A 12,113-nucleotide genomic window follows, 5' to 3' on the forward strand; every position below is an offset into this window, starting at 1 on the left:
TGCTGCCGGCTCGATTCCGACCCTACTCCCAAGCCCGGGGGCCTTCAAGGGGCCGCGGCGTGAAGGCGCCGGAAGTGTTAACCGCGCCACCCGGCGTCCCGCACCAGGGCGAGACGCCGGCTGCAAGCCATTGATTTTACAAACCTAAATGAAGTCAGAGGGCCACGGTGACCTCGGCCGCGCGCTTGCTGGTGGCCGGATCCTTGACGCCGTCGGCCTTGATCCTGCCCTTGTCCACCCCGGCCGCCACCAGGGCGTCGCGCAGGGCCGAGGCGCGGGCCATCGCCACCTTCGGGTCGCTGTCCCAGGCACGGATGCGCACCGAGCGCCGGGCACCGATCTGCAGGTACGCGGCCAGCGCTTCCGCCGCGTCCTTGCCGGCGGCGGTGAGGCTGGACTTGCCGCTGGCGAAGACCGCGCCGGGCAGCACGAAGACCTCGCCCTGGCTGCCGAAGGTCGAGGCCGGCAGCTTCTTTCCGGACACCAGCTCCGCCTCCTGGCGGGCCAGCTCGGCTTCCTTGCGCCGCGCCGCGCTCACCTGCGCGCTCTGCCGGCCGGCGGCCTTGCCCAGCGCCGCCTCGGCCTCGCTGCGCGCCAGCGCCTCGGCCTCGGCGGCCAGGCGCAGGCGCTCGGCCTCCTCGGCCTGGATCTGGGCCTGGATGCGCAGCTGCTCGGCCTCGCGGCGGGCCCTCTCGACCTCGCGCCGACTGGCTTCCACCAGCAGTTCGCTGCGCTGCAACTCCAGCCGCGCCAGCTCGCCGCGGGCGGCCGCGGCGCGGCCCATGGTCTCGGCGATCTCGACCCGGCGCTCGGCCAGGTACAGGGCCTCGGGGCGGTCGCTGCGGCGGGCCTGCTCCAGGGCGGCAATCGCCTGCTGGGCCTGCAGCAGCTCCAGGCCGGCGCCCCGCGCCAGCGACGGATCGGCCTGCAGCGCCTCCAGCCGCGCGCGCAGGCGCGCCGCGTCGGCGTCCTCGGCGGCCAGCGCGGGGGCGGCCAGGGCCAGCAGCAGGCAGGCGGCCAGTGGACCGGACAGGCGGCGCGCGCTCATTCGGCGCCCTCCAGCCGGGCCAGGCCCAGCTGCCGGCGCAGGCCATCGACCTCCTGCCGGCGCTGCAACACGTCCGCCTCGGCCCTGGCCAGCTCGCTGCGGGCCCGGGCCAGGTCGGCATCGGCCGCCACCCGGCGGGCGCGGGCCTCGGCGTTGCGCTGGTCACTGCGCGAGCGCGAGGCGGCCAGCGCCTGGGCCTCGATCAGCCCCTGGCGGGCGGCCTCGATCAGGTCCGGGGCGTAATGGTCGGCGTCGGCCTGCTGGGCCTCCAGTACCGCGCGCTCGGCCTGCTGCACGGCCGGCAGGGCGGTCTGCGCCTGGGCCGTGACAACCAGCCCGAAAGTGCATACCAGCGCGTACAGGGTCCTGCGGAAGTATGCGAAGCTAGGATCGTTCATCGGGGAAAGTCGCGTCCCTTGGGGTCGCGGCCATTGTCGGAAGCCGGAGGCGTCCATGCAAATGGATGCCCGGGCACCTTGCTATTGGGGAACGTCACTTAATGGATATCGGCTACTTCCTGAAGCTGATGACCGAGAAGAATGCCTCGGACATGTTCCTGACCACCGGGGCGCCGGTCTACATCAAGATCGAAGGGAAGCTCTACCCGCTCGGCAACACCGGGCTGCCGCCGGGCATGGTCAAGAAGATCGCCTATTCCCTGATGGACGAGGGCCAGGTGCCGCAGTTCGAGCGCGACCTGGAGCTGAACATGGCCATCGCCGTGGCCGACGCCGGCCGCTTCCGCGTCAACGTGTTCAAGCAGCGCGGCGAGGTGGGCATGGTGATCCGCGCGATCCGCAGCGTGATCCCGTCCATCGAGGAACTGAACCTGCCGGAGGTGCTGAAGGACATCATCATGACCCCGCGCGGGCTGGTGCTGATCGTCGGCTCCACCGGCTCGGGCAAGTCGACCTCGCTGGCGTCGATGATCGACTACCGCAACAGCAACATGACCGGACACATCCTCACCATCGAGGACCCGATCGAGTACCTGCACAAGCACAAGAAGTCGATCGTCAACCAGCGCGAGGTGGGCCTGGACACCCACGCCTTCCACAACGCGCTGAAGAACGCCATGCGCGAGGCGCCGGACGTGATCCTGATCGGCGAGATCCTCGACGCGGAGACCATGGAGGCAGCGATCGCGTTCGCCGAGACCGGCCACCTGTGCCTGGCCACCCTGCACTCCAACAACGCCGACCAGACCATCGAGCGCATCCTCAACTTCTTCCCCGAGAGCGCGCACAAGAACGTGCTGATGAACCTGGCCCTGAACCTGCGCGCGGTTGTTTCGCTGCGCCTGGTCAAGGGCGTGGACGGGCGCCGCCTGCCGGCCACCGAGGTGCTGCTGAACACGCCGATGATCCGCGACCTGCTGCGCCGCGGCCAGGTGCACGAGATCAAGGCGGCGATGGAGGCCTCGCTGGAGGAAGGCATGCAGACCTTCGACCAGTGCCTGTTCCGGCTGGTCAAGCAGGGCCGGATCGACCAGGAGGAAGCGCTGCGCGCGGCCGACTCGCGCGACGGCCTGGCGCTGAAGTTCCGCCTGTCCGAGGGCGCCGAGGGCGAGCACGATCCCTACGCCGACCTCAACCAGCCCAGCGCCGGCATCAGCCACGGCTTCGTCTGAAGCCTGGCCGCGGTGGACCCGGGGGCCGCGCACTGCGCGGCCCCTTGCCTTTGCAGGCTCAGGAACGCGGCGCGTCCGGCTGCGCCTCCGGCGCCGCCGCGGCGAACGCCGGCAGCGCGGCGCAGGCGGCCCCGATCCGGGCGATCGCCGGCCACGCCGCCAGGTCCAGGCCAAAGCGGCGGGCGTTGTACAGCTGCGGCACCAGCACGCAGTCGGCCATGCCGGGCGCATCGCCGTGGCAGAAGCGGCCGGTGGCCGGATCGCCGGCCAGCAGCCGTTCCAGCGCGTCCAGGCCCAGCCCGATCCAGTGCCGGACCCAGGCCTCGCGCGCCGGCTGGGCCTGTTCCAGCCCGTGCTCCAGGTACTGCAGCACGCGCAGGTTGTTGAGCGGATGCACGTCGCAGGCGATCGCCTGGGCCAGCGCGCGCACCCGCGCGCGGCCGGCGGCGTCGGCCGGCAGCAATGCCGGCTCGGGCCAGGTCTCGTCGAGGTACTCGAGGATGGCCAGCGACTGCCGCAGCACCAGATCGCCGTGCCTGAGCACAGGCACCAGCTCCTGCGGGTTGAGCGCGGCGAACGCGGGCGCGTGCTGCTGGCCGCCATCCCGGACCAGGTGCACCGGCTCGCTGGCGTAGTCCAGGCCCTTGAGCGCCAGGCCGATGCGCACGCGGTAGGCGGCGCTGGAACGCCAGTAGGTGTAAAGCGTCAGTTGCGCGGACATCCTGCCTCCCGGTGCGGCGCGCCTGCGTGGGCCGGCCTCAGGCCGCCGGCGGCTGCGGTTCGATGCGCTGCTCGATCGCGCCGAAGATGCTGTTGCCCTGGCGGTCGAACATCTCGATGCGGATGCGGTCGCCGAACTTCATGAACGGCGTGGACGGCTTGCCGTCGCGCAGGGCCTCGACCGTGCGCCGCTCGGCGAAGCACGAGGCCCCCCGGGACACGTCCTGGTTGGCGATGGTGCCGGAGCCGACGATGGTGCCGGCCGCCAGCGGCCGGGTCCTGGCCGCGTGCGCGACCAGCTGGGCGAAATCGAACTGCATGTCCTCGCCCGCCTCCGGGGCGCCGAACCACTCGCCGTTGTAGTGGGTGACCAGCGGCAGGTGCAGCTTGTTGCCGCGCCAGGCATCGCCCAGCTCGTCGGGGGTCACGAACACCGGGCCCAGCGCCGAGCGCGGCTTGGACTGCAGGAAGCCGAAGCCCTTGGCCAGCTCGGCCGGGATCAGGTTGCGCAGGGACACGTCGTTGACCAGGCCGACGAGCTGGATATGGCCGGCGGCCTGCTCCGGCGTCACCGCCATCGGCACGTCGTCGGTGACCACCACGATCTCGGCCTCCAGGTCGATGCCGTAGTCCTCGCTGACCACGCGCACCGGGTCACGCGGGCCGAGGAAGCCGGCGCTGGTAGCCTGGTACATCAGCGGGTCGGTGTAGAAGCTCTCCGGCACCTCGGCGCCGCGGGCGCGGCGCACCCGCTCCACGTGCGGCAGGTAGGCGCTGCCGTCGACGAATTCGTAGGCGCGCGGCAGCGGCGCGGCCAGGGTGGCGTGGTCCAGCTCGAACGCGTCCGCGGCCTGGCCCTGCTCCAGCGCCTCGGCCAGCGCCACCAGGCGCGGCGCGGCACGCTGCCAGTCGTCCAGGGCCTGCTGCAGGGTGGCGGCGATGCCGGTGGCGCGCACGGCGCGGGACAGGTCGCGGGAGACCACGACCAGGGTGCCGTCGCGGCCGCCTTCCTTGAGGGTTCCGAGCTTCATTGCGCGCTCCTGCTGGCTGTGGATGGCGGATTGTAGCGGCTCGGCACGGACGGTTTCACCCGAAATCATCGCCGCGGGACGCGCCTGAATGCTTCCCGCGGCCGCGCCGGACGCCGCCGGCGCTCTTGCCGTAGAATGCGCGCACCGATTGCCAGCGGCCGTCCGTTTCCCCCAGGGACCGGCAGCGCCGGAACAGCTCCGGCGTCCCGCTCCATCCCCGACGCCTTCCGCCTGGCATTCGCGCCGGACCTTTCCGGCCCATCCCTTCTCGCAGCGCGGATTCACGGGAACGCTCCGAGTCATCGGCCTTGACGGCCACCCGGCGGCAGCCGCCGCGGGTCATCCATGGAGTGTTCCCCGATGTCGTTCGAATCCCTGGGCCTTGCGCCCTTCCTGCTGCGCGCGCTTGCCGAGCAGGGCTACGAAACCCCTACCCCGATCCAGCAGCAGGCCATCCCGCTGGCGCTGGCCGGCCACGACCTGCTGGCCGGCGCCCAGACCGGCACCGGCAAGACCGCCGCCTTCGGCCTGCCGCTGCTGCAGCACCTGGGCACCGCGCCGCAGAAGGTCAGCGGGCCGCGCAAGCCGCGCGCCCTGGTCCTGGCGCCCACCCGCGAGCTGGCCACCCAGGTGCACGACAGCCTGCGCGGCTACAGCAAGTACCTGCGCATCCCCAGCGCCGTGGTCTACGGCGGCGTGGGCATGGGCAACCAGCTGGATGCGCTGCGCCGCGGCGTGGACCTGGTGATCGCCTGCCCGGGCCGCCTGATCGACCATATCGAACGCCGCAGCATCGACCTGTCCGGGATCGAGATCCTGGTCCTGGACGAGGCCGACCGCATGCTCGACATGGGCTTCCTGCCCTCGATCAAGCGCATCCTGGCCAAGCTGCCGAAGCAGAACCGCCAGACCCTGCTGTTCTCGGCCACCTTCCCCGAGTCGATCAAGCAGCTGGCGATGGAGTTCATGCGCAACCCGCGCGAGGTCCAGGTCACCCCGCAGAACACCGTGGCCGAGACCATCGCCCACCGCGTGCACCCAGTCGACGCGGCGCGCAAGCGCGAGCTGCTGCTGCACCTGCTGGGCCAGGACACCCGGGTGCAGACCCTGGTGTTCGCCAAGACCAAGCACGGCAGCGACAAGCTGGCCACGCACCTGGAGAAGGCCGGCATCCGCGCCGCGGCGATCCACGGCAACAAGAGCCAGAGCCAGCGCCTGCGCGCGCTGGGCGACTTCAAGTCCGGCAAGGTCAACGTGCTGGTGGCCACCGACATCGCCGCGCGCGGCATCGACATCGACCAGCTGCCGCGGGTGATCAACTACGACCTGCCGATGGTCGCCGAGGACTACGTGCACCGGATCGGCCGCACCGGCCGCAACGGCGCCAACGGCGAGGCGCTGTCGCTGGTCTCGCAGGACGACGCCAAGCTGCTGCGCCAGATCGTGCGCCTGCTCGGCCGCGACATGGAGATCCGCGACCTGCCCGGGTTCGAGCCGCAGGTGCCGATCCGCTGGGGCAACAGCGCCCCGGGCAAGGCCGAGCAGCCGGGCGGCCAGCGCCCGCCGCGCAAGCCCGGCGGCGGCCGCGGCCGGCGTCCGCATGGCGGCGGCGAAGGCCAGGCCCACGCCCATGCCGGCAATCGCGCCGGCAACCGCGGCGGCAATGGTCGCGGCAACCGCGCGCCGGCGGCCGCCACCCATGCCCAGCAGCGCAACCAGCAGCGCAATGGCGGCGGCCCGCGCCGCGACGCCAACCGCTGATATCCACGGATAACGCGCAGGATGGAACGGCAGCCACGGCTGCCGTTCCCGTCCCGGGGCCCGCAACGGGCCCAGCCCGTGGCATTGCCCGCCCGCCCGGCCACGAACGACAATCCACGCCATGGAAATCTTCAAGGTCTTCACCCTCGAGGCGGCGCACCGCCTGCCCAACGTGCCCGAGGGCCACAAATGCGCGCGCCTGCACGGGCACTCGTTCCGGGTGGAACTGCACGCGGAAGGGCCGGTCGACCCGCAGGCCGGCTGGGTGATGGACTTCGCCGACCTCAAGGCGGCGTTCAAGCCGCTGTACGAGCAGCTGGACCACCACTACCTCAACGAGATCCCAGGCCTGGAAAACCCGACCAGCGAGAACCTGGCCGCCTGGATCTGGGCCCGGCTCAAGCCCTCGGTGCCGCTGCTGAGCGAGGTCGTGGTCCACGAGACCTGCACCTCCGGTTGCCGCTACCGCGGCTGAGCCGGCGACCTGCCGGGCCGCCCCTGCCCTCCTTCCGCGCCGCCGGCCCGTGCCGGCGGCGTTTTCGTGCGCGCCTTCACAAAGCAGAACAACGGTTGCGGGCGATGTTGCATCGCACAAAAGGACGGGGTATGCTGCATCGCACCATAGAGGTGATCCGTACTGGAGCCAGCCATGTCCTACCAGTTCAACGAGCAGCTCAGCGCCTATACCCACCAGTTTGCGGCCGTGGCCGCGCGGGTGAACCGCCTGGCCCTCGAGAACGCCGAGTCGCTGTTCGGCGTGCAGCTGCGCACCCTGGAGAAGAACGTCGAGGCGACCACCAGCTACCTGGGCGAACTCGCCGAGGCGCGCGACCTGGATGCTTACCGCACCCTGCTGCCGAAGGGCCTGCAGGTGGCCCGCGACAACGCCGAGCGCGTTGCCGCCGCCGGCCAGGAAGTCATCGGCCTGACCCTCAAGACCGGCGAGGCGCTGGGCGAACTGGCCAAGAGCCAGTTCGAGAGCGCCACCAGCCAGGTGCAGGCGACCGTCGCCAAGGCCGCGCGCAAGCGCTGAGCCATCCCGGGCCGCGGCCCGGACCACGATTCAAGTCTTTGCGCGGTTCCCTCCCCCGCGCAAACCCGGGCCCGGCAGCATCCCCTCCCGCTGCCGGGCCTTTTTTTTCCCCCGGTTGGCGCCGCCGCCCAGGGCGGCCGGCCCCGGCAACCGGGGTGCGCGAGGCATGCGCGACGTCCCAGGCCCTCGGCGGTGGGATCGCCGGCGCCATCACCGTGCGCACGCCCGGCGGGCACTTCCATGGCAACGGGAGAAGCGCGAAATTGCGCTCCCCCGACAGCGTGGAGCACGCCATGAAAGCGATCGGTACCGCACAACCCCTGCCTGTTTCCGACCCGCGCTCGCTGCTGGACCTGGAAATGCCCGATCCGGAGTACGCGGCGCACGACCTGCTGGTCGAAGTGCAGGCGATCTCGGTCAACCCGGTGGACGTGAAGGTGCGTCTCTCGGCGCGGCCCGAGCCGGGCGAGCACCGCATCCTGGGCTGGGATGCCGTGGGCCGGGTGCGCGCGGTGGGCAGCCAGGTGCAGGGATTCCAGCCCGGCGACCGCGTGTTCTACGCCGGCCAGATCGACCGTCCCGGCAGCAATGCCCAGCTGCAGGCGGTGGACGCGCGGATCGCCGCGCATGCGCCGCAGACCCTGGGCGACGAGGACGCCGCGGCGCTGCCGCTGACCTCGCTGACCGCCTGGGAAACCCTGTTCGACCGCCTGCGCGTGGACGACCCGGTGCCGGGCGCGGCCAATGCCCTGCTGGTGATCGGCGGCGCCGGCGGCGTCGGCTCGATCACCGTGCAGCTGGCGCGGGCCCTGACCGGGCTGACCGTGATCGCCACCGCCTCGCGCCCGGAAACGGTGGAGTGGATGAAGAAGATGGGCGCCCACCACGTGCTCGACCACCGCCAGCCGCTGGCGCCGCAGGTCGCGGCGCTGGGCCTCGGCGCGCCGGCGTTCGTGTTCTCCACCACCCATACCGACCGCTACCTGGCCGATGTCGTGGAGCTGATCGCGCCACAGGGCCGGATCGCGTTGATCGACGACCCGGCCGCGCTGGACGTGATGCCGCTCAAGCGCAAGAGCCTGTCGCTGCACTGGGAGCTGATGTTCACCCGCCCGCTGTTCGGCACCGCCGACCTGCAGCGCCAGCAGGAGATCCTGCGCGAGGTGGCGCGCCTGGCGGACGCCGGGACCATCGCCACCACCCGCACCGGCTCGCTGGGCACGATCAACGCAGCCAACCTGCGCAAGGCGCACGCGCTGCTGGAGAGCGGCACGGCGATCGGCAAGACCACCCTGGCCGGCTTCGACTGATGCTGCCCCTGGCGCTGGCCCGGCGGGTTCAGCCGGCCAGCGCCAATCCTGCCGCCATGCGTTCTGGATCGGGCGCCGGCACGTACGGCAGCCGTCCCAGGCAGGGCGCGTCCAGGCGCGCGGACAGCAGCTCCAGGTTGTCCTCGCGGCAGGCCATGTCCGGATCGACCTCGCTGGCGATCCAGCCGGCCAGGCGCAGGCCGTCGGCGGCGATGGCGCGCGCGGTCAGCCGCGCATGGTTGAGGCAGCCCAGGCGCATCCCGACCACCAGCACCACCGGCGCGCGCAGCGCACGCACCAGGTCGGCCTGGTCCAGGTCGCCGGCCAACGGCGCGGTCCAGCCGCCCACGCCTTCGACCACGACCACGTCGGCCTGCGCGCGCAGGCGGGCGAAGGCCTCCAGCAGCGGTGGCAGCGCGACCTCGATGCCCGCGGCGCGCGCGGCCAGTTCCGGCGCCAGCGGTTGCGGCAACGCGAACGGGTTGAGGTCGGCGTAGGCCGGGCGCGGCGCGCTGGCCGCCTGCAGCGCCAGCGCATCCTCGTTGCGCCAGGCGCCATCCACCAGCGCGCAACCGCTGGCCACCGGCTTCATCCCCACCGCGCGCCGCCCGGTCCGGCGCAGCGCATGCAGCAGGCTGCAGCTGGCGACGGTCTTGCCGGCGCCGGTATCGGTGCCGGTGACGTAGAGGCGGTCGAGGCTGCGCAGGTCCATGTCCAACTCCAGGCGGCCGCACGATGCGGCCGGCGGATCATACGCGCCACGCAGCATCCCGCGATCCGGGCGATGCCCGGCCAGCGCTGCGGGTAACATGCGCGCATGTCCTTCTCCGCCATCCCGCTTACCGGCAGCAAGCCGGAACAGTACGAACAGCTCCTGGCCCAGGTGCGCGGCCTGCTGCACGGCGAGCGCGACCGCGTCGCCAACGCCGCCAACCTGTCCTCGCTGGTCTACCACGCCCTGCCCGCGCTCAACTGGGTCGGCTTCTACTTCTACGACGGCAAGGAACTTGTCGTGGGTCCGTTCCAGGGCCTGCCGGCCTGCGTGCGCATCCCGCTGGACAAGGGCGTGTGCGGCGCGGCCGCGCGTACCCGCCAGACCCAGCGCGTGGCCGACGTGCATGCCTTCCCGGGCCATATCGCCTGCGATTCGGCCTCGCGCTCGGAGCTGGTGGTGCCGCTGGTCGATGGCGACACCCTGGTCGGCGTGTTCGACCTGGACAGCCCCGAGCCTGGCCGCTTCGATGCCGAGGACCAGGCCGGCCTGGAAGCCATCGCCGCCGCCTTCGTGCAGTCGCTGCGCTGAGCCGCTCCCGCCGGCCGGGCCTCCTTTGCCCCGCCGCCGCGATGGCATAGACTGCGCGCACTTTCAGGTGACCGCGGCATGGGCCGCGGTTGAAACGGGAAGCCGGTGAACCCCGCGTGGCCCAAGGCCACGCGGACATTCCGGCGCTGCCCCCGCAACGGTAAGCAGGAAACCCTGGGCAAACGCCACTGTGCACTGCACGGGAAGGCGCCCGACGGGGCAGGCATCGCGCCTGCGCCTGCAAGCCCGGAGACCGGCCTGGGAGACGACTGGTTGCGATGCGGAGGGCGTCGTGGCGGTAGCGCGCCGTGCACGCACGTCCCTTCCGTCGCTTCCCTCTCCTGACCGCAGCCCCCACCGCTTTGTCCGCGCGGGCGTGCGTGGACGCCAGGAGACACCATGAAGTCCAATCTGCATCCCCTTCCGCTGGCACTGGGCGTGGCCCTGGCCGCGGCCCCGTTCGCCGCGGCCGCCACCGGTGCGGCGACCGACCTGGACCAGGTCGTGGTCACCGCGACCCGCACCGAGGTCTCGCTGCGAGACAGCCTGGTCCCGATCCAGGTCATCGACCGCGCGGCCATCGAGCGCAGCCAGGCTACTTCGCTGCAGGACCTGCTGCGCGGCCGTGCCGGCATCAACCTGACCAACCAGGGTGGCCTGGGCAAGCTCAGCTCGCTGTTCGTGCGCGGCACCGCCTCCAACCAGGTGCTGGTGCTGGTGGACGGGGTGCGCATCGGCTCAGCCACCTCCGGCATGCCGACCTTCCAGGACCTGCCGGTCGAGCAGATCGAGCGCATCGAGATCGTGCGCGGCCCGCACTCGAGCCTGTACGGCTCGGAGGCGATCGGCGGCGTTATCCAGGTGTTCACCCGCTCGGCGCCCGAGGGCCTCCACCACGACGCCATGTCCGGCATCGGCAGCAATGGCTACCGCCAGGTCGCCGGCAGCATCAGCCAGCGCGGCGAGCGCGGCTGGGTGTCCCTGCGCGCCGCGCGCCAGCGCACCGACGGCATCAATGCCTGCCGCGGCACCGCCGCCGGCTGGGGCGCCGGCTGCTTCGCCGACGAGCCGGACCGCGACGGCTACCGCAACACCTCCTACAACCTCCGCGGCGGCGTGGCCTTGGGCGACTCGGCCAAGCTCGAAGCGCACGCGCTGGACGTGGACAGCTTCAACGAATACGACGGCAGCATCTTCGGCGGCAACGAGGCCGAGAACCGCCAGCAGGTGTACGGCGCGCGCCTGGACTGGGACGCTGGCAACCGCGTGAAGCTGACGACCCAGGCCGCCCGTACCCGCGACCGCTCGGAGAACTTCTTCGCCAGCGAAGGCAGCCGCACGTTCGCCAGCGAGTTCGACACCCGCCGGGATACGGCCAGCATCCAGGCCGACCTGGCCCTGGCGCAGGGCCAGCAGCTGACCGGCGGGGCCGACTGGCAGGACGACCGCGTCAACAGCAGCACGCCGTTCGACGTGGACTCGCGCGACAACCTGGGCGTGTTCGTCGAGTACCAGGGCCGCTTTGGCGCACACGCGCTGCAGGCCAGTGCCCGCAACGACGACAACGAGCAGTTCGGCAACCACACCACCGGCAGCCTCGCCTACGGCGTGGGGCTGGGCCACGGCCTGCGCCTGACCGCCGGCGCCGGCACCGGCTTCAAGGCGCCGACCTTCAACGACCTCTATTACCCGGGCTTCAGCAACCCGGCCCTGGAGCCTGAGACCTCCAGGAGCGTGAACCTGGGCCTGGCCCAGGAGGGCGCGGGCTGGGACTGGACGGTGAACCTGTTCCAGACCCGGATCGAGGACATGATCGGCTACGACAGCGGCTTCAACCTGGTGAACATCGACAAGGCCCGCATCCGCGGCGTGGAGTTCACCGGCTACGCGTCGCTGGCCGGGTTCGACCTCAACCTCGAGCTGACCCACCTGGACCCGCGCAACGACGGCGACACCAGCGCCCATGGCAACCTGCTGCCACGGCGCGCGCGCAACAGCGGCCGGCTGGACGTGGACCGCGCCTTCGGTGCGCTGAAGCTGGGGCTGACCGCCAATGGCACCGGCTACCGTTACGACAACGCGGCCAACAGCACCCGGCTGGCCGGTTACGGCACCGTCGACCTGCGCCTGGAATGGAACGTCTCGCCGGCCTGGTCGCTGCAGGCCAGGGCCGCCAACGTGTTCGACCGCCAGTACGAGACGGTCTCCTGGTACAACCAGCCCGGCCGCGAGTACCAGGTGTCGGTGCGCTACCGCAGCCTGTGACGGCAACCGGCG

Annotated in this window: 12 protein-coding genes and 1 riboswitch; of the genes, 7 read left to right on the plus strand and 5 right to left on the minus strand. The window is 71.7% G+C overall.

Features of this window, described 5'->3' with window-relative positions:
* Nucleotides 1-154 precede the first annotated feature (154 nt).
* Both PSEJ31_RS0110650 and PSEJ31_RS0110655 read right to left on the minus strand, forming a co-directional pair.
* Nucleotides 155-1,048, minus strand: a complete 894-nt coding sequence (locus tag PSEJ31_RS0110650) for an OmpA family protein (RefSeq protein WP_019398591.1) — start codon at nt 1,046-1,048, stop codon at nt 155-157.
* Complete coding sequence (locus PSEJ31_RS0110655; RefSeq protein WP_019398590.1) at nt 1,045-1,446, minus strand: DUF4398 domain-containing protein; 402 nt, start codon at nt 1,444-1,446, stop codon at nt 1,045-1,047. The genes PSEJ31_RS0110650 and PSEJ31_RS0110655 overlap by 4 nt, the downstream gene beginning before the upstream one ends.
* Before the next feature lie 101 nt (nt 1,447-1,547).
* On the opposite strand from PSEJ31_RS0110655, the gene PSEJ31_RS0110660 reads away from it, so the two are divergent.
* Complete coding sequence (locus PSEJ31_RS0110660) at nt 1,548-2,678, plus strand: PilT/PilU family type 4a pilus ATPase (protein ID WP_028915442.1); 1,131 nt, start codon at nt 1,548-1,550, stop codon at nt 2,676-2,678.
* Nucleotides 2,679-2,736: 58 nt separating this feature from the next.
* Here PSEJ31_RS0110660 and maiA read toward each other — a convergent pair whose 3' ends face one another.
* On the minus strand, nt 2,737-3,399 hold the full coding sequence (gene maiA, locus PSEJ31_RS0110665) for a maleylacetoacetate isomerase (protein ID WP_019398588.1): 663 nt from the start codon (nt 3,397-3,399) through the stop codon (nt 2,737-2,739).
* 37 nt (nt 3,400-3,436) lie between these two features.
* Nucleotides 3,437-4,429, minus strand: a complete 993-nt coding sequence (locus PSEJ31_RS0110670) for a fumarylacetoacetate hydrolase family protein (RefSeq protein WP_019398587.1) — start codon at nt 4,427-4,429, stop codon at nt 3,437-3,439.
* A 360-nt stretch (nt 4,430-4,789) separates the two neighbouring features.
* Here PSEJ31_RS0110670 and PSEJ31_RS0110675 point away from each other — a divergent pair, with 360 nt between their 5' ends.
* The 4 genes from PSEJ31_RS0110675 (at nt 4,790) to PSEJ31_RS0110690 (ending at nt 8,533) form a co-directional block, all read left to right on the plus strand.
* Nucleotides 4,790-6,190: a DEAD/DEAH box helicase gene (locus PSEJ31_RS0110675; protein ID WP_019398586.1), complete on the plus strand. Its 1,401-nt coding sequence runs from the start codon at nt 4,790-4,792 to the stop codon at nt 6,188-6,190.
* A gap of 121 nt (nt 6,191-6,311) precedes the next feature.
* On the plus strand, nt 6,312-6,665 hold the full coding sequence (gene queD, locus PSEJ31_RS0110680) for a 6-carboxytetrahydropterin synthase QueD (RefSeq protein ID WP_028915443.1): 354 nt from the start codon (nt 6,312-6,314) through the stop codon (nt 6,663-6,665).
* A 174-nt stretch (nt 6,666-6,839) separates the two neighbouring features.
* Nucleotides 6,840-7,223, plus strand: a complete 384-nt coding sequence (locus PSEJ31_RS0110685; RefSeq protein WP_019398584.1) for a phasin family protein — start codon at nt 6,840-6,842, stop codon at nt 7,221-7,223.
* Between the two features lie 293 nt (nt 7,224-7,516).
* A complete protein-coding gene (locus tag PSEJ31_RS0110690; protein ID WP_028915444.1) occupies nt 7,517-8,533 on the plus strand; it encodes a zinc-binding alcohol dehydrogenase family protein in 1,017 nt (338 codons plus the stop codon).
* Nucleotides 8,534-8,561: 28 nt separating this feature from the next.
* Here the strand turns inward: PSEJ31_RS0110690 and bioD are convergent, their stop codons facing one another.
* On the minus strand, nt 8,562-9,245 hold the full coding sequence (gene bioD / locus PSEJ31_RS0110695) for a dethiobiotin synthase (RefSeq protein WP_028915445.1): 684 nt from the start codon (nt 9,243-9,245) through the stop codon (nt 8,562-8,564).
* A gap of 105 nt (nt 9,246-9,350) precedes the next feature.
* Here bioD and PSEJ31_RS0110700 point away from each other — a divergent pair, with 105 nt between their 5' ends.
* The gene (locus PSEJ31_RS0110700) at nt 9,351-9,836 is read left to right on the plus strand and encodes a GAF domain-containing protein (RefSeq protein WP_028915446.1); all 486 of its coding nucleotides are present in this window, start codon (nt 9,351-9,353) and stop codon (nt 9,834-9,836) included.
* Nucleotides 9,837-9,884: 48 nt separating this feature from the next.
* Nucleotides 9,885-10,113, plus strand: a riboswitch (cobalamin riboswitch).
* 122 nt (nt 10,114-10,235) lie between these two features.
* A complete protein-coding gene (gene btuB, locus PSEJ31_RS0110705) occupies nt 10,236-12,101 on the plus strand; it encodes a TonB-dependent vitamin B12 receptor (protein WP_028915447.1) in 1,866 nt (621 codons plus the stop codon).
* Nucleotides 12,102-12,113 lie beyond the last annotated feature (12 nt).

Source organism: Pseudoxanthomonas sp. J31 (genome assembly GCF_000510725.1).
Classification (GTDB): Bacteria; Pseudomonadota; Gammaproteobacteria; order Xanthomonadales; family Xanthomonadaceae; genus Pseudoxanthomonas.

Bases quoted from the DNA above. Each gene is read 5' to 3' on its own strand.
- PSEJ31_RS0110685 (WP_019398584.1), top strand. From the start codon at position 6,840: ATGTCCTACCAGTTCAACGAGCAGCTCAGCGCCTATACCCACCAGTTT.
- PSEJ31_RS0110650 (WP_019398591.1), bottom strand. From the start codon at position 1,048: ATGAGCGCGCGCCGCCTGTCCGGTCCACTGGCCGCCTGCCTGCTGCTG.
- bioD (WP_028915445.1), bottom strand. From the start codon at position 9,245: ATGGACCTGCGCAGCCTCGACCGCCTCTACGTCACCGGCACCGATACC.
- PSEJ31_RS0110670 (WP_019398587.1), bottom strand. From the start codon at position 4,429: ATGAAGCTCGGAACCCTCAAGGAAGGCGGCCGCGACGGCACCCTGGTC.
- maiA (WP_019398588.1), bottom strand. From the start codon at position 3,399: ATGTCCGCGCAACTGACGCTTTACACCTACTGGCGTTCCAGCGCCGCC.
- PSEJ31_RS0110655 (WP_019398590.1), bottom strand. From the start codon at position 1,446: ATGAACGATCCTAGCTTCGCATACTTCCGCAGGACCCTGTACGCGCTG.
- queD (WP_028915443.1), top strand. From the start codon at position 6,312: ATGGAAATCTTCAAGGTCTTCACCCTCGAGGCGGCGCACCGCCTGCCC.
- PSEJ31_RS0110675 (WP_019398586.1), top strand. From the start codon at position 4,790: ATGTCGTTCGAATCCCTGGGCCTTGCGCCCTTCCTGCTGCGCGCGCTT.
- btuB (WP_028915447.1), top strand. From the start codon at position 10,236: ATGAAGTCCAATCTGCATCCCCTTCCGCTGGCACTGGGCGTGGCCCTG.
- PSEJ31_RS0110700 (WP_028915446.1), top strand. From the start codon at position 9,351: ATGTCCTTCTCCGCCATCCCGCTTACCGGCAGCAAGCCGGAACAGTAC.
- PSEJ31_RS0110690 (WP_028915444.1), top strand. From the start codon at position 7,517: ATGAAAGCGATCGGTACCGCACAACCCCTGCCTGTTTCCGACCCGCGC.
- PSEJ31_RS0110660 (WP_028915442.1), top strand. From the start codon at position 1,548: ATGGATATCGGCTACTTCCTGAAGCTGATGACCGAGAAGAATGCCTCG.